The organism is Tabrizicola sp., from assembly GCF_016792905.1.
Taxonomy (GTDB): domain Bacteria; phylum Pseudomonadota; class Alphaproteobacteria; order Rhodobacterales; family Rhodobacteraceae; genus Tabrizicola.
In genome coordinates this window covers 15853-41143 of the sequence record NZ_JAEULP010000009.1, presented here as the reverse complement: position 1 = coordinate 41143, position 25291 = coordinate 15853, and the positions used below count along the sequence as shown (strand labels likewise).

Below are 25291 nucleotides of genomic sequence, written 5' to 3'. Positions count from 1 at the left end.
CGATGACGTTTGACGTGGGCGGGCTTTACCACACGCTGCAACGGATGCGGGCGCGGGACGAGGCGGAAGTCGCGGTCCCGGTCTTCGACCGCAAGATCGAGATCGCCCGCGCCGGGGCCCGGCTGATCCCGCGCGAGGTGCCGGTGATCGTGGTCGAAGGCAACTGGCTGCTTCTGAACCAATCCCCCTGGGACCGGCTGCACCCGATGTTTGACGTGACGGTGATGGTCGAGGTGCCCGAACATACCTTACGCGCGCGTCTGCGGGGGCGCTGGGAGCGGCTGGGTCTGACTGAGGCAGAGATCATTGAGAAGCTTGAGGAAAATGACCTGCCGAACGGCCGCTGGGTGCGCGACGGGTCGATCGCGGCCGACCATGTGATCCGCAACGGCTAGGGTCCGACAACCGCGAAATTCCCCCGACCGGAGCCTTGCATTCCCGCTGGCCTTGCAAAGGGTTTGGCGCTAGTCTTCGCGGCAAGACCCGGGGGACACATCCGGGCTTTGAAGGCAGAGCAGCGTTACAGGCGGTTTTCCATGACTGAAATGGTCTATGGCTCCAATCCCGTTCGGGTGTCCGAGCCGGTTATCCCACGCTGGTGGCGCACGATCGACAAGTGGACCTTGACGAGCGTGTTCATCCTGTTCGGGGTCGGGCTCTTGCTGGGCCTTGCGGCCTCGGTGCCCTTGGCGACGCGGAACGGGCTGGAACCCTTCTACTATGTGCAGCGGCAGGCCTTCTTCGGCGGGATTGCGCTGGTGGTGATGATCGGCATCTCGATGATGCCGCCCGACATGGTGCGCAGGCTGGGGGTGATGGGCTTCGCCATCTCGATGCTCGCCCTGATGTTGCTGCCGCTGTTCGGGACGGATTTCGGCAAGGGCGCGGTGCGCTGGTTTTCCTTCGGCTTTGCCTCGGTACAGCCGTCGGAGTTCCTGAAACCCGGCTTCGTGGTCGTGGTGGCCTGGCTGATCGCGGCGAGCCAGGACCTGAACGGCCCGCCGGGCAAGCTGCTTTCCTTCGCGCTGACGGTGGTTGTCGTCGGCTTCCTGGCGATGCAGCCCGACTTTGGCCAGTCCGCGTTGATCCTGTTCGCCTGGGGCGTGGTCTATTTCGTCGGCGGGGCGCCAATGCTGCTGATCGGGATCGTCGGCGGGTTGGTCGGCGTGGGCGGGTTGGCGTTCTATGAAAGCTCGGAACACTTCGCACGTCGGATCGACGGGTTCCTGTCGCCGGACGTGGACCCCCGGACCCAGCTTGGCTATGCGGCGAACGCGATCCAGGAGGGCGGGTTCTTTGGCGTGGGCGTGGGCGAGGGCCAGGTGAAATGGTCGCTGCCGGATGCGCATACCGACTTCATCATTGCGGTGGCGGCCGAGGAGTACGGCCTGCTGCTGGTGCTGGGAATCCTCGCGCTTTACTGTGTGATCGTGGTGCGGTCGCTGTGGCGGCTCTTGCCCGAGCGTGACCCCTTCGCGCGGCTGGCGGGGGCGGGGATGGCCTGCATCTTCGGGGTGCAGGCGATGATCAACATGGGCGTTGCGGTGCGGCTTCTACCCGCGAAGGGGATGACGCTGCCGTTCGTGAGTTATGGCGGCTCGTCGGTCATCGCGGCGGGGATCACGCTGGGGATGCTGCTGGCGCTGACGCGGGAACGGCCGCGCGGGCAGATGAGCGATGTGTTCCGGCGGGGGCGGTGATGGCTGAACTGACGGCGGCCCCCAGCCCAACCCTCCCCCACAGTGGGGGGAGGGAGGCGCCTGTTGCGGGCGTCGGGAGCGTGGCGTGATGGCGAAGCTTCTTCTCATCGCGGCGGGGGGGACGGGCGGGCACATGTTCCCGGCGCAGGCCCTGGCCGAGGCGATGCTGGCGCGGGGCTGGCGGGTGAAGCTGTCGACCGATGAGCGCGGGGCGCGCTATGCGGGCGGATTTCCGGAGGCGGTGGTGGTGGAGCGCGTGGCTTCGGCCACCTTCGCGCGGGGCGGCGTGGCGGCGAAGCTCTTGGTGCCGTTCCGGATTCTGGGCGGCGTGATCGGCGCGGTCTGGTCGCAGCTGCGCGACAAACCGGCTGTGGTGGTCGGGTTCGGGGGATACCCCTCGATCCCGGCGCTGTCGGCCGCCTGGGTGCTGCGGCGGCCGCGGATGATCCATGAGCAGAACGGGGTGCTGGGCCGGGTGAACCAGGTGTTTTCCCGCCGGGTGGACAAGGTGGCCTGCGGGACATGGCCGACGGCGCTGCCAAGCGGCGTCACGGGAGAGCCCACGGGCAACCCTGTGCGGCAGGCGGTGCTGGACCGGGCCTCGGCGCCCTATATCCCGCCGGGGGATTATCCGATGGCGCTGGTGGTGATCGGGGGGTCGCAGGGCGCGCGCATCCTGTCGGATGTGGTGCCTGCGGCGGTGGCGCTGTTGCCCGAGGGTCTGCGGGCGAACCTGCGGGTGGCGCATCAGGCGCGGGATGAGGATGCGACCCGCGCGGCGGCAGGTTATGAGGCGGCGGGGGTGCGGGCCGAGATCGCGCCGTTCTTCGCGGATATTCCCCGGCGGTTGTCCGAGGCGCAGCTGGTGATCAGCCGCTCGGGGGCGTCGTCGGTTGCGGACATCAGCGTGATCGGGCGCCCAGCGATCCTGATCCCCTATGCGGCGGCGACCGGGGACCATCAGACGGCCAATGCGAAGGGGCTTTGTGACGCGGGGGCAGCGGTGGTGATCCAGGAGAAGGCGCTTGACGCGGGCGCGCTTGCGGGCCAGATCGCCGCGATCCTGGAGGATCCGCACCGGGCCGAGACGATGGCACGCGCGGCTTTGGGCGAGGGAAAGCCGGACGCGACGGCCCGGCTGGTGGCATTGGTGGAAGAGTTAGGCGGAGTAGGGTCATGAACGCAGCAACGAAGCTTCCGCTGGAACTGGGGCCGATCCATTTCGTCGGCATCGGCGGGATCGGGATGTCGGGGATCGCCGAGGTGCTGATGACGCTGGGCTATCCGGTGCAGGGATCGGATGCGAAGGCGTCGAAGATCACCGACCGGCTGGTGACGCTGGGGGCTCGGTTCTTCGAGGGGCAACGGGCCGAGAACATCGGCGATGGCGTGTCGGTGGTGGTGATCTCCTCCGCGATCAAGAAGGGCAACCCGGAGCTGGAGGAGGCGCGGCGGCGGAAGCTGCCGGTGGTGCGGCGGGCCGAAATGCTGGCGGAGCTGATGCGGCTGCGGTCAAACATCGCGATTGCCGGGACGCATGGCAAGACCACGACGACGACGATGGTGGCGACGCTGCTGGACAAGGGCGGGTTCGATCCGACGGTGATCAACGGGGGGGTGATCCACGCCTATGGCTCGAACGCGCGGGCCGGGGCGGGGGAGTGGATGGTGGTCGAGGCGGATGAGTCGGACGGATCGTTCAACCGGCTGCCCGCGACGATCGCCATCGTGACCAACATCGACCCGGAGCATATGGAGCATTGGGGGACCTTTGACGCCCTGCGGAAAGGGTTCCTGGATTTCGTGTCGAACGTGCCGTTCTACGGGCTGGCGGTCTGCTGCACGGATCACCCGGAGGTGCAGGCGCTGGTCGGGCGGGTGACGGACCGACGCGTCGTGACTTTCGGGTTCAACGCCCAGGCAGATGTGCGGGCGCTGAACCTGACCTATGAGAACGGGGTGGCGCATTTCGACATTGCCTTGCAGGGCGAGGGCGGCATGATCGAGGGCTGCACCCTGCCGATGCCGGGGGATCACAACGTGTCGAACGCGCTGTCGGCGGTCGCCGTGGCGCGGCATCTGGGGATGAAGAAGGACGAGATCCGCGAGGCCTTGGCGGGGTTTGCCGGGGTCAACCGGCGGTTCACGCGGGTGGGAGAGGTCGGCGGTGTCACGATCATCGACGACTACGGCCACCATCCGGTGGAGATCGCGGCGGTCCTGAAGGCGGCGCGGCAGGCGATTGGGGGAAAGACGGGGGGCCGGATCATCGCAGTGCATCAGCCGCACCGCTATACCCGGCTGTCGAACCTGTTCGAGGAGTTCTGCACCTGCTTCAACGAGGCGGACGTGGTGGCCATCGCCGAGGTCTACGCGGCGGGCGAGGAGCCTATCCCCGGTGCGAGCCGCGACGATCTGGTTGCGGGGCTGATCGCCCACGGCCACCGCCACGCGCGGGCCCTGCAGGACGAGGGTGAACTGGCGCGGCTGGTGAAGGAACAGGCACGGCCGGGGGACATGGTGGTTTGCCTCGGCGCCGGGACAATCAGCGCCTGGGCCAATGCACTGCCCGCCAAGCTGGTGGGCAAGGCGGCATGAGGCGAGCCAAGACTTTTCGAAAAGTCTTGCAAATTCCTTCGAAGGAATTTGGGCCTCTGACCTGGCGCAGGCGCCCGGCATGAGCACTCCGCTGATCCTGGGCTGTCTCTGGGTTCTGGCCGCCGCCGCCACGGCGATGCTGCCGATGCGGCGGCAGATGGTGCCAGGCCTGGCGCTCTTGGCCGCGGCTCCGGTGCTGCTGGCCTGGATCGGCTGGGTGCATGGCTGGCTGTGGCTCGCCATCGGGTTGTTCGCCTTCCTGTCGATGTTCCGCAACCCGCTCCTTTACTTCCTGCGCCGCGCGATGGGGCGCCCGGTGCAGGTGCCGAAGGAGCTGGAGAAGTGATGCTGCCGCTGGCCCTTTGCCTGGTCTGGCTGATCGCGGCGAACGTGATTGCCATGTTCCCTTCGCGCGACAAGCATTGGCGGATTGCCTACGGGCTGATTGCGCTGGGCGTTCCCCTGCTGGGTTGGGTGACTTGGGAATCCGGGCCGGTGGTGGGGCTTGTCCTGCTGGCGGCGGGGGCATCAATCCTGCGCTGGCCGGTGGTCTTCTTCTGGCGCTGGCTGCGCCGCCAGGTGGGGTAGGGCGATGCCGGGACTGGTCTGGGTGATTGGCGCTGGAACGGTAATATTCGGCGGAGTGATCGCCTATGTCGTGACCTGGCGCTATGGCTGGGGGCTGGCGATCCTGCTGCCGGTTCTGGCGCTTGCGACGCTGATCGCGATGCGGTGGCAGAAGCTGGGCCTGGCAGCCGACGAGGGGGCGCGGATGGCCGGACACACGCTCATCTTCGCGGCGCCGATCCTTCTGGGCGTGATCGCTGGTATTGCCCTGGCGCGGATCAGGCGCGGCTGAGGGCTTGCGCGGGGCAGAAAACCGCCGCAGAAACCGGGCATGAGCGCGCTTCCCGAGACCCGCGGCGTATTGACGCCGGACCGATCCCTGGCCGAACTGACCTGGCTGAGGGTGGGCGGCCCTGCCGACTGGCTGTTCCAGCCCGCGGACGAGGCGGACCTTGCGGCCTTTCTTGGGGCGCTTGATCCTTCCGTGCCCGTATTCCCGATGGGCGTGGGGTCGAACCTGATCGTCCGGGATGGCGGCATCCGGGCGGTGGTGATCCGACTAGGGCGCGGTTTCAACGGCATTTCCGTCGAGAGCGACCGCGTCGTTGCCGGTGCCGCGGCGCTGGATGCGCATGTGGCGAAGCGGGCGGCAGAGGCGGGGCTGGACCTGACGTTCCTGCGCACCATTCCGGGAAGCATCGGTGGGGCGGTTCGGATGAATGCCGGGTGCTACGGGTCTTACGTCGCCGATGTGCTGGAAGAGGTGCGGGTGGTGACGCGGCAGGGGGCGGTGCAGGTGCTGCCCGCTTCGGCGCTGGCCTTGCGCTACCGGCAGAGCGAGTTGCCGGAGGGGGCGGTGATCGTCTCGGCGGTGTTCCGGGCGGGGCGGGGTGATCCGGCGGCGTTGGAGGCGAAGATGGCCGAGCAGATCGCCAAGCGGGATGCGTCGCAGCCGACAAAGGAGCGGAGTGCCGGGTCGACCTTTCGCAATCCGGCGGGGAGGTCGTCCACGGGAAGGGCCGACGACACGCATGAACTGAAGGCCTGGAAGGTGATCGACGACGCGGGAATGCGGGGCGCGCGCATCGGCGGGGCGCAGATGTCCACCATGCATTCCAACTTCCTGATCAACGCCGGAGGGGCGAGCGCCGCCGATCTGGAAAATCTGGGCGAGGAGGTCAGGAAAAAGGTTTACCAATCAAGCGGTATCACGCTAGAGTGGGAAATCATGCGGGTCGGAGAATACCCGCAGGACTAACGATATCACGGGTCACATAAGACCCGGATGAGGCAGTGTATGGCGGGCGCATCGAGCAGGATGGCCCCCGAAGTGGCGGTTCTGATGGGTGGGCTTTCCGCTGAGCGGGAAGTATCGCTTGTCTCTGGGCGCGAATGCGCCAAGGCCCTGCGGGAGGCTGGTTACAAGGTGACGGAGGTCGATTGCGGCCCCGATCTGCCTGCGCAGCTTGCCGCGCTGCGCCCTGACGTCTGCTTCAACGCGTTGCATGGCCGCTGGGGCGAGGATGGCTGCGTCCAGGGCATCCTGGAATGGCTGAAGATCCCCTATACGCATTCCGGGGTGCTGGCCTCGGCCCTGGCGATGGACAAGGTCAAGACCAAGGAAGTCTACAAGGCCGCCGGTCTGCCGGTCGTCGAAAGCGTGCTGGCGACGCGGGACGAGGTCGAGGCGGGGCATGTGTTGCCCGCGCCCTATGTGGTGAAGCCCTACAACGAAGGATCCTCGGTCGGGGTCTATATCGTGCGCGAGGGGTCGAATGCGCCGCGGCTGGCGGCGACGATGCCTGCGGTGGTGATGGTGGAAACCTATGCGCCGGGGCGGGAACTGACGACGACGGTGATGGGCGACCGGGCGCTGGGGGTGACGGATATCATCACCTCGGGCTGGTACGACTATGACGCCAAGTACAAGCCGGGCGGCAGTCGCCACGAATGCCCGGCGAATATCCCGGCCGAGATCGAGGCGGCTTGCCTGGATTTTGCCCTGCGGGCGCACAAGGCGCTGGGGTGCCGGGGGGTCAGCCGGACGGATTTCCGCTGGGATGAAGCGCGGGGTCTGGCGGGGCTGATCCTCTTGGAGACCAATACCCAGCCGGGGATGACGCCGACGTCGCTGGCGCCCGAGCAGGCGGCGATGCGGGGGATCGGCTTCCCGGAGTTCTGCGCCTGGATGGTGGAGGACGCGTCATGCAATCGCTGACCGCCCGCCGCCCTGTCTCGCGGGTGCGCCGCGACCCGGCGCCGTCGAAATGGGATTATCGGCTGCAGCGGCTGATGCTGACGCCCTATGTCCGGGGCTTCGTCTGGAAGGGCCTGCCGACGCTGATGATCCTCGGGGCGACGGCACTGTGGTTCAGCCATGAGCCGAACCGGCAGGCGGTGATCGGGCAGCTGACGCATCTGCGCGAGGAATTCGAGGCGCGGCCGGAGTTTCGGGTGTCGCTGGCGCGGGTCGAGGGGGCCTCGGACGATCTGGCTGCGGCAGTGCGGGCGAAGCTGGCGCTGCCTTTGCCGATGTCGTCCTTCGACATCGACCTTGATGCCGCCCGCGCGCGGATCGAGGCGCTGGATGCGGTGAAGAATGCCGAGCTGCGGGTCCGCTCGGGCGGGATCCTGCAGGTGGTGATCACCGAGCGGGTGCCGGTGGCCGTCTGGCGCACCGAGGACGGGCTGAAGCTGGTCGATGACACCGGCCATCGCGTCGCGGGACTGCTTTCCCGCGCCGACCGCGCCGACCTGCCGTTGATCGCCGGGGATGGGGCCGACAAGGCCGCGCCGGAAGCGCTGGAGCTGATCGCCGCCGCCGGGCCGCTGACCCCGCGCATCCGGGGCCTGGTGCGGATGGGCGAGCGGCGCTGGGATCTGGTTCTCGATCGCGACCAGCGCGTGCTTCTGCCCGAGAAGAACCCGGTCCAGGCGCTGGAGCGGCTGCTGGCGCTGGACCATGCGCAGGACCTGATGAACCGCGACATCCTGGCCGTCGACCTGCGGTCGGACCATCGCCCCACCCTTCGCCTTTCCCCCCATGCCCTTGCCGATATCCGTCGCGCGCAAGGCCTAGACACCGTGGAGAACGAACTGTGACCGATCTCTATACTTCCCAGCGCGCCATGCGGAACATGCGTCGGGCTGCCATGCAGCGCGGCGTGATCGCCATCCTGGATGTGGGCACCTCGAAGATCGCCTGCCTGATCCTGCGCTTCGACGGGCCGGACCGGCTGCGCGAGCAGGACGGCGTCGGGCCGATGGCGGGCCAAAGCCAGTTCCGGGTGATCGGGGCGGCGACGACCCGCAGCCGTGGCGTCCGTTTCGGCGAGATCGCGGTGATGAACGAGACCGAGCGAGCGATCCGCACGGCGGTTCAGGCGGCGCAGAAAATGGCGAATGTGCGGGTCGATCATGTGATCGCCTGCTTTTCGGGGGCGGAGCCGCGCAGCTATGGGCTGGCGGGCGAGCTGGACTTGCAGGACAGCGTGGTGACGGAGCAGGACGTGAGCCGGGTGCTGGCGGCTTGCGACGTGCCGGACCTCGGCCACGGGCGCGAGGTGCTGCACGCGCAGCCGGTGAACTTTGCGCTGGACCATCGCTCGGGTCTGGGCGATCCGCGCGGGCAGATCGGGCACCGGCTGGCGGTGGACATGCATCTTCTGTCGGTGGATGGCGACGTGGTGCAGAACCTCCTCTACTGCATCAAGCGCTGCGACCTGGAACTGGCGGGGATCGCGTCCTCGGCCTATGTCTCGGCAATTTCCTCGCTGGTCGAGGACGAGCAGGAACTGGGCGCGGCCTGCATCGACATGGGCGGCGGGGCGACCGGCATTTCCATCTTCATGAAGAAGCACATGATCTATTCGGATTCCGTCCGGATGGGCGGGGACCATGTGACGAGCGACATCTCCAAGGGCCTGCAAATTCCGATGGCCACGGCCGAACGGATCAAGACCCGGCATGGCGGGCTTTACGCGACCGGGATGGACGACCGCGAGATGATCGACATCGGCGGCGACAGTGGCGACTGGGAGAAGGATCGGCGGCAGATCAGCCGGACCGAGCTGATCGGGATCATGCGGCCGCGAGTCGAAGAGATTCTGGAAGAAGTGCGCGCCACGCTGGACGCGGCGGGCTTCGACACGCTGCCGAGCCAGCAGATCGTGTTGACCGGCGGTTGCAGCCAGATTCCGGGCCTTGACGGCATCGCGACGCGCGTCCTTGGCCAGCGCGTGCGCCTGGGACGGCCGCTGCGCGTGCAAGGGTTGCCGCAAGCGGCGACGGGGGCAGCCTTTGCCAGCGCAGTGGGTCTGTGCCTGTTCGCGGCGCATCCGCAGGACGAATGGTGGGATTTTGAAGTCCCGGCCGAACGCTACCCGGCGCGCTCGCTGCGGCGGGCTGTAAAATGGTTCAAGGACAACTGGTGAACACTACATCCGGCCGCAAAGGGCGAAATACCGCTGAAATCGGGGGGTTGCCCCCCAGATTTCGTGGTTTGGCCATGTTTTTCTCGTGACCTTTGCTGTGGTTGTGGATAGAATCGGGGATAAGTCGGCCTTCCGCAGGGGAATTCACGCGAGAAAGGCCGAATAAAACAGGCGGCGGACAACGGACAGGCAAACCCAATGGCACTCAATCTGACGATGACTTCGGAGCGTGAAGAGCTGAAGCCGCGCATCACCGTGTTCGGTGTGGGCGGCGCGGGCGGCAACGCGGTGAACAACATGATCGACAAGATGCTGGAAGGCGTCGAGTTCGTCGTGGCCAACACCGACGCGCAGGCCTTGCAGCAAAGCCGGGCAGGCGCGCGCATCCAGATGGGTGTCAAGGCGACGGAAGGTCTTGGGGCAGGGGCCCGGCCGACGGTGGGGGCCGCTGCGGCGGAAGAGACGATCGAAGAAATCGTCGACCACCTGGCCGGGGCGCATATGTGCTTCATCACCGCCGGCATGGGCGGCGGCACCGGCACCGGCGCGGCCCCGATCATCGCGCAGGCTGCGCGGGAGCTGGGCGTGCTGACGGTGGGCGTCGTGACCAAGCCCTTCCAGTTCGAGGGCGCCAAGCGGATGCGTCAGGCGGAAGAGGGGATCGAGTCGCTCCAGAAGGTGGTCGACACCCTGATCATCATCCCGAACCAGAACCTGTTCCGGCTGGCGAACGAGCGCACCACTTTTACCGAAGCCTTCGCGATGGCCGACGACGTGCTGTACCAGGGCGTCAAGGGCGTGACCGACCTGATGGTCCGGCCTGGCCTGATCAACCTCGACTTCGCCGACGTGCGCGCGGTGATGGACGAGATGGGCAAGGCGATGATGGGCACGGGCGAGGCCACGGGCGACGACCGGGCGATCCAGGCGGCGGAGAAGGCGATTGCCAACCCGCTTCTCGACGAGATCAGCCTGAACGGCGCCAAGGGCGTGCTGATCAACATCACCGGCGGTCACGACCTTACCCTGTTCGAGCTGGACGAGGCTGCGAACATCATCCGCGAGAAGGTGGACCCGGAAGCCAACATCATCGTCGGCTCGACGCTGGACACCGCGATGGAGGGCCGCATCCGAGTGTCGGTCGTGGCGACCGGCATCGACGCCTCGGCAGCGAACAAGGCGGAGCCGCCGGTTGCGCGCCGTTCGATGGGCACGCCCCTGGCGCTGAACCCGACGCACCAGCCGGAGGCGCCGCGCGCCGCCGCGCCGGTCTATGCCCCCGCGCCAGAGCCGGTGATGGAAGACCGCGTCGCCTTCGAGGATGAGGTCGACAGCGTGGCCGATGCGGCCTTTGACGCGGCCGCGTCGCGTGCCGACATGGACGGGGACGATCTGTCGATCGCAGACGATCTGCCGCCGCCGGCCTATCGCCCGCAACCTGCCGCCCAGCCGGTGCTGGTGCGCTCGACCCCGGCGGCCATCGAGGCCGATCCGACGGGCTTCGTCGCCCCGCGTCCGCGCGTCGCTGGCCAGCCCTCGCCCGAAGCGCTGGCCCGGCTGCAAGCCGCCGTCAGCCGCCCGGGCAGCGCCCCGGCCAAGTTCGCCCGGCCCGCCCCGGTCGCCGCACCGGCGGCCCCGGCCCCGGCTGCGTCCGCCGCCGCGAAGCCGCGCTTCGGCATCGGATCGCTGATCAACCGCATGGCGGGCCATCTGGAGGCAACCAGCCCGGCCGCCGCCCCGACGGCCCGTGCCCAACCGCCGGTCACGGCCTATGACGACGATCACGACATGGGCTCCGATCAGGACCGGATCGAGATTCCTGCCTTCCTGCGCCGCCAGGCCAACTGAAAAGAACGCGGCAAGAAGATTACTGGCAAGGCCCGGGAGACCGGGCCTTTTCCTTTTTTATCAACGACTTTCGATCTGTTTCAAACCTGTCACATACCGTCACAAAGAGTGAGTTGAGCTTCAAACCCCCAAAGAATACCTAACGTGCAATCGGAGACGGGCGGAGACCCTTAACTCCACGAGGTTGAGCGAGACGTGCAGAATACCGTGAAATCCCCAGCGACCTTCACCGGGTTTGGCCTGCATGGCGGCCAGCCGGTGCGGATGGTCGTGCGCCCGGCGCCGGTGGATCACGGGATCTGGTTCCGTCGCACCGATGTGGCCGACCGCGATCCGCGCATCCTGGCACGCTGGGACATGGTGAAGCCTTCGCGGCTTTGCACCGTGATCGAGAATGCCGATGGCGTCTCGGTTTCCACCATCGAACATATCATGGCAGCGCTGGCCGGGTTTGCGATCCACAACGCGGTGATCGAGATCGACGGTCCGGAAGTGCCGATCCTGGACGGGTCTTCGGTGCCGTTCATCGAAGGTTTCCTGGCCGCCGGACTGGAGGAGCAGCACGTTCCGGTGCGTGCCGTGCGCGTCCTGAAGCCCGTCGAAGTGCGTGATGGAGGCGCCGTCGCGCGCCTGGAGCCGGCCGAGATGCTGGAGATCGACTTCCGCATCGACTTCGAGGATCGGGCGATCGGCGTGCAGGCGCGCAGGCTGAACATGGCCAATGGCGCCTTCGTGCGCGAACTGTCGGACAGCCGCACCTTCTGCCGCCAGGCGGATGTGGACGCGATGCGGGCCCGTGGTCTTGCCCTTGGCGGCACGCTGGAGAACGCGGTGGTGTTCGATGGCGACCAGGTGCTTTCGCCGGGGGGCCTGCGCCATGCGGACGAGCCCGTGCGGCACAAGATGCTGGACGCGGTGGGCGATCTGGCGCTGGCGGGAGGGCCGATCCTTGGCCGCTATGTGGGCGAACGGGCGGGCCACGCGCTGACGAACCGGCTTCTGCGGGCGCTTTTCGCCGATCCTTCGGCCTTTGTGCTGGTCGACTGCGGCCCGCGCACGCTGGGCAAGCTGCCGGGCGTGGGCGTCCATGCCGGCGATTTGCCCGCGCGCAACTGATCGATCCTGACCGTTGCAAAGTCACGAAAGGCGTTTTGCGCCCCGGATTTTTCTGTGCTAGGACGGGCCAAGGGCGGAAGCCAGGAACGGGGCAAACCGCCCGGATTGCAGGTTGGATAGGCGAAGAATGTCAGGCAGAAGGCCCGGCGCAGGGTTGCTCAAGACGGCGCTTCTGGTTTCGATGCTGGCTGGCTGCGCGGGCGGCCAGTCGAACGAACGTCCGCTGGACAGCTATACTGCGGAAGAGATCTTCAAGAAGGGCGAGCTGGAACTGGAAACCGGCAAGCGGCCCAAGGACGCGCTGGTCTATTTCCAGGAAGTCGAGCGGCTTTACCCCTATACCGAATATGCCAAGCGGGCCCTGATCATGCAGGCCTACACGCATCACAAGGCAAAGGAATATCCCGAGGCCCGGGATGCGGCGCAGCGCTTCATCGACTTCTATCCCGGTGACGAGGATGCGCCCTATGCGCTCTACCTCATGGCGCTGAGCTATTACGACCAGATCGACGACGTCGGCCGCGACCAGGGGATCACCTTCCAGGCGCTGTCGGGCATGCGCGACGTGATCGAGACCTATCCGGACAGCGAATATGCACGCTCGGCGATCCTGAAATTCGACCTGGCCTTCGACCAGCTGGCCGCGAAGGAAATGGAAGTCGGCCGCTACTACCTGAAGCGCGGCCACTACACGGCGGCGATCAACCGGTTCCGGACCGTGGTGGCGGATTTCCAGACCACCACCCACACTGCCGAAGCCCTGCATCGCCTGGTCGAGTGCTACCTTGCCCTGGGCCTGACCGACGAGGCGCAGACGGCCGGGGCGATCCTGGGCCACAACTACCAGTCCTCGCCGTTCTACGACGACACCTATCGCCTGCTGAAGGGCAAGGGCCTGTCGCCGGAAGCAAAGGGCGAAGGCTGGCTGCGGACGATCTATCGCCAGATGGTGAAGGGCGAGTGGTTGTGACCATGGTGCGCGGTTGCGCACCCCACGGACCGGGCGATGCTGCATAGTCTGGACATCCGCGATGTGCTGATCATCGACCGGCTGAGCCTGGAGCTTGGGCCGGGACTGAACGTGCTGACCGGCGAGACGGGGGCGGGCAAGTCGATCCTCCTGGATGCGCTGGGGTTCGTGCTGGGCTGGAGAGGCCGGGCGGAACTGGTCCGCCAGGGCGCGGGGCAGGGCGAGGTGACGGCGGTCTTCGACCTGCCTTTGGGTCATGCGGCGCGCGGGGTGCTTGACGAGGCCGGAATCGAGGCCGAGGACGAGTTGATCCTGCGCCGGGTCAATGCCGCCGACGGGCGCAAGACCGCCTTCGTCAACGACCGCCGTGTCTCGGGCGAGGTGCTGCGCGATCTGTCCGATCATCTGGTGGAACTGCACGGCCAGCATGATGACCGGGGCCTCCTGAACCCGCGCGGGCATCGGGCGCTCCTGGATGCGTTCGCGGGCCTCGACCTTGCGCCGCTGCGGCAGGCCTGGGCGGCGCAGCGTGCGGCGCGCGGGGCCTTGGCCGAGGCCGAGGGCGCGCTGGCGCGGGCGGCGGCGGAAGAGGAGTTCCTGCGCCACGCGGTGGCGGAACTGGACAAGCTGAACCCGGAACCGGGTGAGGACGAGGCGCTGGATGCGCGCCGCCGTCTGATGCAGGGCGCGGGACGGATTCGCGAGGATGTGGCGAAAGCGCTGGCGGCACTGTCGGACGAAGGCGCCGAGGGTCGGATGCGCGATGCGTTGCGCTGGCTGGACGGCGCGGCTGACAAGGCCGAGGGGCGGCTGGATTCGCCGATGGAGGCGCTGAACCGCGCGCTGATCGAGTTGGGCGAGGCGCAAGGCGGCGTCGAGCGGGCGCTGGAGGCGCTGGACTTCGATCCCGGAGAGCTGGAGCGGGTCGAGGAGCGGCTGTTCGCGATCCGGGCGCTGGCACGCAAGCATGGCGTGCTGGCGGATGATCTGGGCGGCTTTGCCGAAAGCCTGAGGGCGCGGCTGGCGGCAATCGACGGCGGTGCGGCAGGGCTGGCGAAACTGGCGAAGGCGCTGGCCGAGGCAGAGGCGGGTTACGGCGCAGAGGCATCGCGGGTGACGAAGGCCAGGGCTGCGGCGGCGCAGCGGCTGGATGCGGCGATGGCGGCCGAGCTGGCGCCGCTGAAGATGGAACGCGCGGTCTTCTCGACCGAGATCGCACAAGCCGAGCCGGGGCCGGACGGGGTGGACGCCGTGACCTTCACGGTGGCGACCAACCCCGGCGCGCCTGCAGGGCCGTTGAACCGGATCGCCTCGGGCGGGGAGTTGTCGCGGTTCCTGTTGGCGCTGAAGGTCTGCCTGACCGGCGACAGCCCCGGCCTGACGCTGATCTTCGACGAGATCGACCGGGGCGTCGGCGGCGCCACGGCGGATGCGGTCGGTCGGCGGCTGAAGGCGCTGGCCGAGGGCGCGCAGGTGCTGGTCGTGACGCATTCGCCGCAGGTGGCGGCCTTCGGCGCGCGGCACTGGCGGGTGGAAAAGCGCGTGGCAGGCGGGCAGACGCTGTCGACCGTCACCGGGCTGGACGCCGGGGAGAGGGTGGAGGAGGTCGCGCGGATGCTGGCCGGCGACACCGTGACCGAGGCGGCTCGGGCGGCGGCGAGGGTCTTGCTGAACGGCTAGGCGGGCTGCCCAAAGCTGCGGCGCAATTGTATCAAGCCATGCGTCAGGTGCATGACGGGACTACGGCGTCGACTCTACAATGCTGCGCTGCGGCGTCCTATCTTCAGGGTACGAAGAAAGGACACATCATGTTCAACCTGTTCAAATCGCTGGTTTCCGGGAAAGCCTTCCCCCGCATCGCCGATCTGGAGCGCGCCTATCTTGAAGGCTCGGCCTCGCTTGTGGATCTGGAACGCCGCCAGCGCGAGATCGACCAGGGCCTGTTCCGCCGGTCGAGCTTTGACTTCTGATCATGCCTGACCCGGCACCAGCTTGCCGGGGTTCATGAGGTTCAACGGGTCAAGCGCACGTTTTACCGCGCCCATCACCTGCCACCCCGCGCCATGCTCGGCCGCCATCAGGCCGAGCTTGCCGAAGCCCACGCCATGCTCGCCGGTGATCGTGCCGCCAAGGCGCAGGGAGCGTTCGGCCATCCGGTCGGCCAGGCCCTTGGCGACGGCAATCTCGTCCGGTCGCGCCGGATCGACCATCAGGATCGCGTGGAAGTTCCCGTCGCCGACATGGCCGAGGATCGGCCCCGGGATCCCCGACGCCGCGATGTCGGCCCGCGTTTCCTCCACCGCCTGGGCGAGCCGCGAGATCGGCACGCAGACATCCGTCACCACTGCCTTGGCTCCGGGCCGTGAGGCCAGGATCGCGCGGTAGGCCGCATGCCGCGCCGCCCAGAGCCGGGTGCGGTCCTCCTGCTTCTCGGCCCAGTCGAGACCTTTCGCCCCGTGCTCTGTCGCAAGGGTGCGGAAGCGGCTGACGTCTTCGTCCAGAGCCGCCGTATGCCCGTGAAATTCCACCAGCAGCTGTGGGGCAGGGGGCAGCGACAGGTGCGAATATGCGTTGCAGGCGGCCACGGTGTCGGCATCAAGGAACTCGATCCGCGCCGGGGTCAGGCCCATCTGCATGACCGCCATCACGCAATCGACCGCCGCCCCGACCGAGGGGAAGGCGGCGACGGCGGTCATCACCGCTTCGGGCTGGCCATGGAGGCGCAGGGTCAGCTCGGTGATCAGGCCGAGTGTCCCCTCCGACCCGACGAAAAGCGCCGTCAGGTCGTAGCCTGCCGAGGATTTCGGTGCGCCGGTGCCGGTGCGGATCACCCGGCCATCGGCCAGCACCACCTCCAGCCCCCGGACGTTGTCGCGCATCGTGCCATAGCACACTGCCGTGGTGCCCGAGGCCCGCGTCGCCGCCATCCCGCCCAGCGTGGCATTGGCGCCGGGATCGACGGAGAACATCAGCCCGGTCGTCCGCAGTTCCCGGTTCAGCGCCTCGCGCGTGATGCCGGGCTGGACGCGGACGAGGCGGTCCTCGGGCCGCAGTTCCAGCACCGTGGCCATCTCGCGGAAATCGACCACCACCCCGCCCGCCAGGGCCAGCGCATGACCTTCCAGAGAGGTGCCCGCGCCCCAGCCGATCAGCGGGACCCGGTGCGCGGTGGACCAGCGCGCCAGGGCGGCGACCTCTTCGGTCGCGCGGGGAAAGACCACGGCGTCGGGCAGCCCGCCCGCAACCAGGCTTTCGCTTTGCGCATGTTCGGACAGCACTGCGGCCGCAACCGAATGGCGGTCGCCGAACAGGGCGGCAAGATCGGCACGGGCGGCGGCGGTCAGCATGGCGGAAGCCTAAACCGTTCCGCGACCGGTGCAAGCTCTGGCCCTTTTCCCGGCTTTCCGCTATCAGGCGGCCATCCAAGCCCAAGGGAGTCGCCCCGATGAAAGCCGCCGTGATCACCTTCCCGGGTTCGAACTGCGACCGCGACCTTGCCGTCGCCTTCGAAGGGGCGGGTTTCCAGGTGGCGCGGGTCTGGCACAAGGACAGCGCGCTGCCCGAGGGCGTGGACGTGGTCGGCGTTCCCGGCGGTTTCTCCTTCGGCGATTACCTGCGCTGCGGCGCCATTGCCGCGCAGTCGCCGATCAGTGCAGCGATCCGGGCGCATGCCGACAAGGGCGGCTACGTGCTGGGCATCTGCAACGGGTTCCAGGTCATTACCGAAATGGGCCTCTTGCCGGGCGTGCTGATGCGCAACGCCACGCTGAAGTTCGTCTGCCGCACGGTGACGCTGAAGGTCGCGACCACGCAATCCGCTTTCACCAGCGCCTATGCCAAGGGGCAGGGCATCCATATCCCGATTGCGCATCACGATGGCAACTACACGATCGACGCCGAGGGACTGGCGCGGCTGCAGGGCGAGGACCGCATCGCATTTACCTACGCCCAGAACCCGAACGGCAGCATGGCCGACATTGCCGGCATCCTGTCGGAAAACCGCCGCGTGCTGGGGATGATGCCGCATCCCGAACGCGCGACCGAGGCGGCGCTGGGGTCGCAAGACGGCAAGGGCCTTTTCGCCTCGCTGATGCGCGGGATGGCGCTGGCCTAGGCCCCATCGGCTTGAGGCCCCTCCGGCGCGGCCCTACTCTGGGCGCATGACCGCCAGCGATCCCAGCATTGCATCCCCTTCGACACCGGGCCTGCCCTGGCGTGCCAAGCTGGCCGTGGTGCTGCTTGTCATCCTGGCGATTGTCGTGGTGCTGGTGTCGAACCGGCTGTTGACGGACCGCTATACCGCCGACACCCGCAGCCGGGCCGAAGTGCGTCTGGCGCTGTATACCGGGAACCTGATGGCCGAATTGCAGCGCACCTCGGTGGTGCCGCTGCTCCTGGCTTCGGACCCCGATCTGGGGCGGGCGCTCAAGGACGGCAACTTCTCGGGCACCTCGGCCAAGCTGATCGCGCTGCAGGAGGAGCTTGGCGTGGCCTCGATCCGGCTGGTCGATGCGGACGGGCGTGTCGTCGGGGCGACGAACCGCAACGTGCTGGGGATGAACCACCGCAACGAGACCTATTTCGTCGATGCACAGCGTGCGAAGGACACGATCTTTTCGCCGGTCAAGCGCGATGCGGGCGGGTTCGACTTTCTCTACTCGCGTGCCGTCATGGTGGACTCCCGGCCGCTTGGCGTGATCATCGTTTCGGTCGACCTGATGAAATACGAACGCGCCTGGGCGGGCTTGCAGGACGCGATCATGGTCACGGACAGCGAAGGGACGGTGGTGCTGTCGACCGAGCCGCGCTGGCGCGGACTGCCGATGGCGGATGCCCTGGCGCAGCGTGACCCGCCCTCGGCGCTTTCGCGGGCCCTGCGCGCGACGGCGGAATGGGCGCAGGACCCGCCCGACGCCTATGTCCGCGGCGAAGGCGTGATGAAGACCGAGGCGCGGGTACCGTTCCGCGGCTGGAAGATCGCTACCTTTACCGCCTATGGCTCGGTCCGCGAGCAGGTGAACGGGATCCTCGCGCTGGAGATCATGGGCTTCGCGATCCTGATGGCCTTCACCTTCTACCTCTTGTCGCGCCGGGCCTGGTCGAGGTCGTTGTCCTTCCAGCGGGAATCGGCGGAACTGCGGCTTTTGAACGCGCGGCTGCAACGGGCGATTGCGGAGCGCGAGAAGGTGAAGAAGGATCTGGAGGTCGCGGAACTGACGCTGGCGCAGTCCTCGAAACTGGCCGCTTTGGGCGAAATGTCTGCGGCTGTGAGCCACGAGCTGAACCAGCCGCTTGCGGCGATGAAGACCTATCTGGCAGGGGCGCGGCTTCTGTTGCAGAGAAAGCGCCCGGATGAGGCCTTGTCCAGCTTCCAGCGGGTCGATGACCTGATCGAACGCATGGGCGCGATCACCCGGCAGTTGAAGTCCTACGCAAGGAAGGGCGGAGAAGCCTTTGAAGAGGTGGATCTTCGCGCCTGCGTGTCTTCGGCGTTGGCGATGATGGAGCCGCAGCTGAAGGCGCGCGTCGTCAAGATCAGCCGGGGCATGCCGCGTCAGGCTGTCATGGTCATGGCTGACCGGCTGCGGCTGGAGCAGGTGATCATCAACCTTCTCCGCAACGCGCTGGACGCCACGAAAGATACGCCCGATCCGCAGATCGACATTCTTCTGTCGGCGGGCGAAACCGCGACCCTGACGGTGCGCGACAACGGCCACGGGATCACCGATCTCGAGAACTTGTTCGAACCCTTCTACACGACGAAGAAGCCGGGAGAGGGGGTGGGGCTGGGCCTTGCGATCTCATCAGGCATCGTCACCGATCTGGGCGGCCGTCTGACCGCGCGGAACGGCGACGGGGGCGGCGCGGTTTTCGAGATGCAGTTGCCGATCCTTGGCAACAAACAGGAAGCAGCAGAATGAAGAGGTCCAAATGGCCCGCGCAATGAAAGTGGCGATCGTCGATGACGAGGCCGACATGCGGCAGTCGATCAGCCAGTGGTTGGCCCTGTCGGGGTTCGACACCGAAACCTATGCCAGCGCCGAGGACGCGCTGAAGGTGATCGGGCCGGATTTCCAGGGTGTGGTGGTCAGCGACATCAAGATGCCGGGGATGGACGGGATGGCGTTCCTGAAGCGGCTGATGGGGCAGGATTCGGGGTTGCCGGTCATCATGATCACCGGCCACGGCGATGTGCCGATGGCGGTCGAGGCGATGCGGGTGGGGGCGTTCGACTTTCTGGAAAAGCCCTTCAACCCCGACCGGATGACCGAGCTTGCCAAGCGCGCCACCCAGGCGCGGCGGATGACGCTGGACAACCGGGCGCTGCGGAAGGAGCTGTCGGACGGGTCCACCATCATCAAGAAGCTGATCGGCACCTCTCCGGCGATGGAGCGGCTGCGCGAGGATATCCTCGATCTGGGGCAGGCGGACAGCCACGTCCTGATCGACGGCGAGACGGGGACCGGCAAGACGCTGGTCGCCCATGCCCTGCATGCGGTGGGGCCGCGGGCGTCGAAGAAGTTCGTCGCGATCTCCTGCGCGGCCTGGTCGGAGGACAAGCTGGCGGCGCGGCTCTTTGGGCCGGGCGAGGACGGGGCGCTGCCCTTGGTCGAGGAGGCGCGGGGCGGGACGCTGTGCCTGGAGGACATCGAGGCGATGCCCGGTGCCCTGCAGGCGCGGCTTCTGACCTTCATCAACGATCAGGGGGTGCCGCCGGAAACCCGGATCATCGCGATCTGCAACAGCCATGCCCCCGATACGACCCTGGAGCAGGCGCTGCGGCCGGACCTGTTCTACCGGCTGGGGGCGATGACGATCCTGCTGCCGCCCTTGCGGACCCGGGGCGAGGATATCCTGCAGCTGTTCACCCGGTTGTCCGAGCAGTTCGCCGAGGAATATGGCTGCGACGCGCCGCAGGTGACGGCGCAGGAGGCGGCACAGCTGTTGCAGGCGCCCTGGCCGGGGAACGTGCGGCAGCTGGTGAACATCTCGGAGCGGGCGGTCTTGCAGAACCGGCGGGGGTCGGGGTCGATTGCCAGCCTGCTGATGGCGGAGAACGAGGCTTCGGGGCCGGCGCTGACCACGGAAGGCAAACCGTTGAAGGACTATGTCGAGGCGTTCGAGCGGATGCTGATCGACAACACGATGCGGCGGCACAAGGGGTCGATCGTGGCGGTGATGGAGGAGCTGTGCCTGCCGCGCCGGACGCTGAACGAGAAGATGGCGAAGTACGGGCTGAGCCGGGGGGACTATGTGTGACGGGGCCTGTCCACGGTGGACAGATTTTCGGACGCAATGAAATCAAGCGCTTGGCTGCGGGCGTTCGGAAAGCGTTTACCCTTTCCGCGCCGGTTGGCCGAAAGGGATTCCCGACTGTTCCGCGCCCGCAGTCCCGTCTAGACCATGGGCTTGCGGGACACCGGGACGGGGCGGCTTCATGGGGCAACAGGTGGCGATCTGCGGCGTGACCAGTCTTGCGCTGGCGGCCGTTCTGGCCGGTCCGGCGCAGGCGGAGTGCTTCAACTGCAACTACGGCCTGGCAATCTACGTCCTTGCAAGCCTTGCCGTCGCCGGAGTGTCGGCAGTTCTCGGCCTAGTCTTGTTCGTTGCCCGGAAACGGGTGCCCCGGCCGGTCGTCGTGTTCTTCCTGCTGGCCGCCGCGCCACCCGCGATCATCGTGGCGCTCGACTGGGCAAGGCTGATCTGACCGACAGGTACATGACGCGCCGGTAACAGGCCTGCGAAATTCGCCATTGCCCTTGGCCGGGCTTTCCCGATAGGGTTGGGAAGAGGCAGTCTGTCTGCCCGAAGAATTCTCTCCTTTGCTGCCGGGCGCGCCAGTTTGCGTCCCTACGGAGGAGCCGGATCGGCCGCAAGGTCGTGCACATTGCCAGCAAGTCGTTGATTTGCGGGCTGAATTAGGTGGGGGGCCCGAAAGGCCCTTCAATTGTAACCGCGATGAGGCGTGCAGGCATTTTGCGCATCGGACCACTCTGCCCCCTGGGCCGGAGAGTCGATCATTTGCCCGCTGCCCGCGCCCAGACAAGCCGCCCCGTCCGTTTCGTTTCCCCGCCTGGTCCGCCAGGCGAGCCGTTGCGCCCGGGGCGCAGTGGACCAACATGTCAAAGAAAATGCTTATCGACGCCACCCACACCGAGGAAACCCGGGTGGTCGTGGTCGACGGAAACAAGGTCGAAGAATTCGACTTCGAGACCGTAAACAAGCGCCAGCTTGCCGGAAACATCTACCTGGCCAAGGTGACGCGGGTCGAACCCTCGCTGCAGGCGGCCTTCGTGGAATATGGCGGCAACCGCCATGGCTTCCTGGCCTTTGCCGAGATTCACCCGGACTACTACCAGATCCCGGTTGCCGACCGTAAGGCGCTGATCGAGGAAGAGCGGGCGATGGCCCGCGCCGAGGAAGAGGAAGACAACCGCCGCTCGCGCCGCCGTCCGCCGCGCCCGGCCGCGAAGGCCGAGCAGGTGAAGTCGGAGGATGCCGTGGTCGAAGGCCCGGCGGGAATGGATGTCGTCGACCTTGGCGAGGACGAGACCAATGACGGCCCGCTGGTCGAGGCGGCGGCTGCTGCGGTCGAAGCGGCAGATCATGACCATGGCGACGACCATGGCCATGATCACGGAGCGGACCACGATCACCACAACGAGTCGGTCGAGAGCGGCGATGGCGGGCGCTATCGGGCGGTCGATCATGCCAGCGACACCGACGAGGAGATCGAATCGATCGCCGAGGAGGATGTGGCCGAAGAGATCGCCCAGCCGCGCCGTCCGCGTGCCCGGCGCTACAAGATCCAGGAAGTGGTCAAGGTCCGGCAGATCATGCTGGTGCAGGTGGTCAAGGAAGAGCGCGGCAACAAGGGCGCGGCGCTGACGACTTATCTCTCGCTCGCGGGGCGCTATTGCGTGCTGATGCCGAACACGGCGCGGGGCGGCGGGATTTCCCGCAAGATCACCAATGCGGTCGACCGCAAGAAGCTGAAGGAAATCGCGGGCGAGCTGGAGGTGCCGGAAGGCGCGGGCCTGATCGTGCGGACGGCGGGGGCCAAGCGGACCAAGCCCGAGATCAAGCGCGACTACGAATACCTGATGCGGCTTTGGGAGCAGATCCGCGAACTGACGCTGAAGTCGATCGCACCGGCGAAGATCTATGAGGAAGGCGACCTGATCAAACGGTCGATCCGCGACCTTTACAGCCGCGAGATCGACGAGGTGCTGGTCGAGGGCGAGGGCGGCTATCGCACCGCCAAGGACTTCATGCGGATGATCATGCCGAGCCACGCCAAGCAGGTGGTGCGCTACAATGACCAGACGCCCTTGTTCGCCAAGTATCAGGTGGAAGGCTATCTCGGCGGCATGTTCAACCCGGTGGTGCAGCTGAAATCCGGCGGCTACATCGTGATTGGCGTGACCGAGGCGCTGGTGGCGATCGACGTGAACTCCGGTCGGGCGACGAAAGAGGGCTCGATCGAGGAAACCGCGCTGAAGACCAACGTCGAGGCGGCGGAGGAGATCGCCCGGCAGTTGCGGCTGCGCGACCTTGCGGGTCTGATCGTCATCGACTTCATCGACATGGAAGAGCGGCGCAACAACGCCACGGTCGAGAAGCGGCTGAAGGACAAGCTGAAGACGGACCGGGCGCGGATTCAGGTCGGGCGGATTTCGGGCTTTGGCCTGCTGGAGATGAGCCGTCAGCGGTTGCGGCCGGGGATGCTGGAATCGACCACGCAGGCCTGCCCGCATTGCCACGGCACCGGGCTGATCCGGTCGGATGATTCGATGGCCCTGACGGTCCTGCGCGCGCTGGAGGAAGAGGGGACGCGGAAGCGGTCGAAGGAGGTGCTCTTGAAGGCGCCGGTCGGGATCGTGAACTATCTCTTCAACCAGAAGCGCGAGCATGTGGCGCTGATCGAGGCGCGTTACGCGATGTCTGTCCGCATCGAGGCGGACCCGATGATGGTCAGCCCCGACTATTCCATCGAGAAGTTCAAGACCGCGATCCGGGCGGTGCCGGATACGCCGGTCGTCTCGGGCCATGCCGGGCTGATGGGCGCGCCGGTCGAGGAAGAGGAAGACGAGGATATTGTCGACGATCTGGTCGAGGAGGAGGCCGAGGAGGCGTCGGAGGCTGCTGCTGGTGCGGCGGCTCCGGCGTCGGGCGAGGGCGACGGGCAGCCGGGACGCAAGAAGCGTCGGCGTCGGCGGCGGCGGCGGGGTGGTCAGCGGGATGGGGCCACGTCGGGTGCCGAGGCCGGGGCCGAGGAGGATGGCGAGGACGACGGCGATGATGACACCGGCGACGGTGCCGAAGTTGCCGAGCTCGTGACGGAAGTGGCGGAGGCTGCGGTCGTCGCCGAGGCAGCGCCTGCGGCGAAACCGAAACGGACCCGGAAGCCGCGCGGTGCCAAGGCTGTGGCGGCGGAACCTGCCGTGGAAGCGGTTGCAGTGGTGGAGGTTGCGGCGGTGGCCGATACCACGCCTGAGCCGGTGGTAGAGCCGGTGGCGGAAGCGAAACCTGCGCCGAAGAAGCGGGCGAGCCGGGCCAAGGCCGCAACGCCTGCGGCAGAGGCCGCGGTTGCGCCCGTCGCGGTGGCCGAGGCCGCTCCGGAACCGGCGGTGAAGCCCGCGAAGGGCCGGGGCTCGCGCTCGAAGGCGGCGGTTGAGCCGGTCGTGGCAGCCGTGCCCGAGGCCCCGGTGCTGGCGCCCGATCCGGGGATGATCCCGGTGGCGGAGACGCTGGTGGCCGATCCGGCCGAGGCCTCGGCGCCCGAGGCGGCACCGGATGAACCGGCGAAGCCGAAGCGCAAGGGCTGGTGGTCGCTCGGCCGCTGAGGCAGGCAAGTTGAACTGGATGCGGGCGGTGGGGGAACTTGCCGCCCGTTTCCGTTCAGCCGCGCCGGATCAGGTGGAGGGTGACGGGCCCATCGGTCTGTGTGCCGAGATAGGCGTGGCCGGCCTCGGCGCAGAAATGCGGCAGGTCGACAAGGGCCATCGCGTCGGTCGCGCGGACACGGAGGACCGTGCCGGGGGCCAGCGAGAGGAGCCGCTTGCGGGCCCGCAGCACGGGAAGGGGGCAGAGCAGCCCCTCGCAGTCGATCTCGATGTCCCAATCCGCCATGTGCGGGGTGTAGCGGGGCAGGCGTGGCGCGGCAAGTTGCAGCACTGCCACGGGGATGTGACGCCCTGCCCTCGTGACGCAGCCCGCGAAAGCGGTTAAGGGGGGCGGGCCATGTTCGGAATCGAGATCATAGACGCCGCCCTGATGCCCGCGATGCTGGTCGCGCTGGTGGCTGGGATACTGTCCTTCCTGTCGCCTTGCGTGCTGCCCATCGTGCCGCCCTACCTTGCCTATATGGGCGGGATTTCGGTGGGCGAGATGGCGGACGGATCGCAGCGGCATCGGGTGATCCTTCCCGCGCTGTTCTTCGTGCTGGGCCTGTCGACGATCTTCCTGCTCTTGGGCTTCACCGCCAGCGCCTTCGGCAGCTTCGTGCTGGAGAACCAGTTGCTGCTGGCGCGCATTTCGGGGGTGGTCATCATCATCTTCGGGCTGCATTTCCTGGGCATCTTCACCATCCCGATCCTGCACCGCGAGATGCGTGTCGATGCGGGCGACCGGGGCGGTTCGGCCTTCGGGGCCTATCTTCTGGGCCTGGCCTTCGCCTTCGGCTGGACCCCTTGCATCGGTCCGCAACTGGGCGCGATCCTGTCGCTGGCCGCACAGGAAGGCAGCATGGAGCGGGGGACGCTGCTCTTGGGCGTCTATGCGCTGGGGCTGGGGCTGCCCTTCCTGCTGGCGGCGGTTTTCATCGAGAATGCAATGCACTTGATGACGAAGCTCAAGCGCTACATGAGGCTGATCGAACGGCTGATGGGTAGCCTGCTGATCCTCGTCGGCGTGATGCTGGTGACGGGGGCGTTCACCGATTTCAGCTACTGGATGCTGGAGACCTACGAGTTCCTGGGCGTGCCGCTGCCGGGTTGAACGGGCGGGCTGAGGCTTCCCTCCCGGCAACCAACCGTTAAGGTGGCGGCGGCATGGTA

23 protein-coding genes and 1 pseudogene are annotated in these 25291 nt (G+C 67.2%); 22 read left to right on the top strand and 2 right to left on the bottom strand.

Features of this window, described 5'->3' with window-relative positions; translation table 11 throughout:
• The 16 genes and pseudogenes from JNL31_RS01430 to JNL31_RS01355 form a co-directional block, all read left to right on the top strand.
• Positions 1–395: pseudogene (locus tag JNL31_RS01430) on the top strand (nucleoside/nucleotide kinase family protein); the annotation flags it as partial.
• Positions 396–536: 141 nt separating this feature from the next.
• The gene (locus JNL31_RS01425) at positions 537–1700 is read left to right on the top strand and encodes a putative peptidoglycan glycosyltransferase FtsW (protein WP_294968908.1); all 1164 of its coding nucleotides are present in this window, start codon (positions 537–539) and stop codon (positions 1698–1700) included.
• An 85-nt stretch (positions 1701–1785) separates the two neighbouring features.
• Positions 1786–2880, top strand: coding sequence for a UDP-N-acetylglucosamine--N-acetylmuramyl-(pentapeptide) pyrophosphoryl-undecaprenol N-acetylglucosamine transferase (locus JNL31_RS01420; RefSeq protein WP_294968905.1), 1095 nt, complete (start codon positions 1786–1788; stop codon positions 2878–2880).
• Entirely contained in the window at positions 2877–4298 is a 1422-nt protein-coding gene (gene murC, locus JNL31_RS01415) for a UDP-N-acetylmuramate--L-alanine ligase (protein WP_294968902.1), read from the top strand. Before JNL31_RS01420 ends, murC begins: the two co-directional genes overlap by 4 nt.
• Before the next feature lie 79 nt (positions 4299–4377).
• Positions 4378–4644: a DUF2484 family protein gene (locus JNL31_RS01410; protein ID WP_294968899.1), complete on the top strand. Its 267-nt coding sequence runs from the start codon at positions 4378–4380 to the stop codon at positions 4642–4644.
• On the top strand, positions 4644–4886 hold the full coding sequence (locus JNL31_RS01405; RefSeq protein WP_294968896.1) for a DUF2484 family protein: 243 nt from the start codon (positions 4644–4646) through the stop codon (positions 4884–4886). The genes JNL31_RS01410 and JNL31_RS01405 overlap by 1 nt, the downstream gene beginning before the upstream one ends.
• A 4-nt stretch (positions 4887–4890) precedes the next feature.
• Complete coding sequence (locus JNL31_RS01400) at positions 4891–5157, top strand: hypothetical protein (RefSeq protein ID WP_294968894.1); 267 nt, start codon at positions 4891–4893, stop codon at positions 5155–5157.
• 39 nt (positions 5158–5196) lie between these two features.
• Positions 5197–6123, top strand: coding sequence for a UDP-N-acetylmuramate dehydrogenase (gene murB / locus JNL31_RS01395; RefSeq protein ID WP_294968892.1), 927 nt, complete (start codon positions 5197–5199; stop codon positions 6121–6123).
• Positions 6124–6162: 39 nt separating this feature from the next.
• Positions 6163–7083 (top strand): D-alanine--D-alanine ligase, encoded by a 921-nt coding sequence (locus tag JNL31_RS01390; protein ID WP_294968890.1) that lies wholly within the window; start codon positions 6163–6165, stop codon positions 7081–7083.
• Complete coding sequence (locus JNL31_RS01385; protein WP_294968888.1) at positions 7071–7967, top strand: cell division protein FtsQ/DivIB; 897 nt, start codon at positions 7071–7073, stop codon at positions 7965–7967. Before JNL31_RS01390 ends, JNL31_RS01385 begins: the two co-directional genes overlap by 13 nt.
• The gene (ftsA, locus tag JNL31_RS01380) at positions 7964–9298 is read left to right on the top strand and encodes a cell division protein FtsA (RefSeq protein WP_294968886.1); all 1335 of its coding nucleotides are present in this window, start codon (positions 7964–7966) and stop codon (positions 9296–9298) included. The genes JNL31_RS01385 and ftsA overlap by 4 nt, the downstream gene beginning before the upstream one ends.
• 198 nt (positions 9299–9496) lie before the next feature.
• Entirely contained in the window at positions 9497–11146 is a 1650-nt protein-coding gene (ftsZ, locus tag JNL31_RS01375; RefSeq protein ID WP_294968883.1) for a cell division protein FtsZ, read from the top strand.
• 195 nt (positions 11147–11341) lie between these two features.
• The gene (gene lpxC / locus JNL31_RS01370; RefSeq protein ID WP_294968881.1) at positions 11342–12262 is read left to right on the top strand and encodes a UDP-3-O-acyl-N-acetylglucosamine deacetylase; all 921 of its coding nucleotides are present in this window, start codon (positions 11342–11344) and stop codon (positions 12260–12262) included.
• Between the two features lie 127 nt (positions 12263–12389).
• Positions 12390–13232 carry an outer membrane protein assembly factor BamD gene (locus JNL31_RS01365; RefSeq protein WP_294968879.1) on the top strand — a complete coding sequence of 281 codons (843 nt, stop codon included), beginning with the start codon at positions 12390–12392 and terminating at the stop codon, positions 13230–13232.
• Between the two features lie 36 nt (positions 13233–13268).
• The gene (gene recN / locus JNL31_RS01360; RefSeq protein WP_294968877.1) at positions 13269–14912 is read left to right on the top strand and encodes a DNA repair protein RecN; all 1644 of its coding nucleotides are present in this window, start codon (positions 13269–13271) and stop codon (positions 14910–14912) included.
• A gap of 128 nt (positions 14913–15040) precedes the next feature.
• A complete protein-coding gene (locus JNL31_RS01355; RefSeq protein WP_294968875.1) occupies positions 15041–15202 on the top strand; it encodes a DUF3563 family protein in 162 nt (53 codons plus the stop codon).
• Here the strand turns inward: JNL31_RS01355 and JNL31_RS01350 are convergent, their stop codons facing one another.
• The gene (locus JNL31_RS01350) at positions 15203–16579 is read right to left on the bottom strand and encodes an FAD-linked oxidase C-terminal domain-containing protein (protein ID WP_294968873.1); all 1377 of its coding nucleotides are present in this window, start codon (positions 16577–16579) and stop codon (positions 15203–15205) included.
• A gap of 98 nt (positions 16580–16677) precedes the next feature.
• On the opposite strand from JNL31_RS01350, the gene purQ reads away from it, so the two are divergent.
• From purQ to JNL31_RS01325, 5 genes are all read left to right on the top strand, one after another.
• Positions 16678–17346, top strand: coding sequence for a phosphoribosylformylglycinamidine synthase subunit PurQ (purQ, locus tag JNL31_RS01345; protein WP_294968871.1), 669 nt, complete (start codon positions 16678–16680; stop codon positions 17344–17346).
• A gap of 46 nt (positions 17347–17392) precedes the next feature.
• Positions 17393–19153, top strand: a complete 1761-nt coding sequence (locus JNL31_RS01340; protein WP_294968869.1) for an ATP-binding protein — start codon at positions 17393–17395, stop codon at positions 19151–19153.
• Between the two features lie 10 nt (positions 19154–19163).
• Positions 19164–20492, top strand: a complete 1329-nt coding sequence (locus tag JNL31_RS01335; protein ID WP_294968866.1) for a sigma-54 dependent transcriptional regulator — start codon at positions 19164–19166, stop codon at positions 20490–20492.
• A 178-nt stretch (positions 20493–20670) separates the two neighbouring features.
• The gene (locus JNL31_RS01330) at positions 20671–20940 is read left to right on the top strand and encodes a hypothetical protein (protein ID WP_294968863.1); all 270 of its coding nucleotides are present in this window, start codon (positions 20671–20673) and stop codon (positions 20938–20940) included.
• A 412-nt stretch (positions 20941–21352) separates the two neighbouring features.
• Positions 21353–24079, top strand: coding sequence for a ribonuclease E/G (locus tag JNL31_RS01325; protein WP_294968860.1), 2727 nt, complete (start codon positions 21353–21355; stop codon positions 24077–24079).
• Positions 24080–24134: 55 nt separating this feature from the next.
• Here JNL31_RS01325 and JNL31_RS01320 read toward each other — a convergent pair whose 3' ends face one another.
• On the bottom strand, positions 24135–24365 hold the full coding sequence (locus JNL31_RS01320) for a sulfurtransferase TusA family protein (RefSeq protein WP_294968910.1): 231 nt from the start codon (positions 24363–24365) through the stop codon (positions 24135–24137).
• 111 nt (positions 24366–24476) lie between these two features.
• Between JNL31_RS01320 and JNL31_RS01315 the strand changes: the two genes are divergently transcribed.
• Positions 24477–25232: a cytochrome c biogenesis protein CcdA gene (locus JNL31_RS01315; protein ID WP_294968858.1), complete on the top strand. Its 756-nt coding sequence runs from the start codon at positions 24477–24479 to the stop codon at positions 25230–25232.
• The last annotated feature ends 59 nt before the right edge of the window (positions 25233–25291 follow it).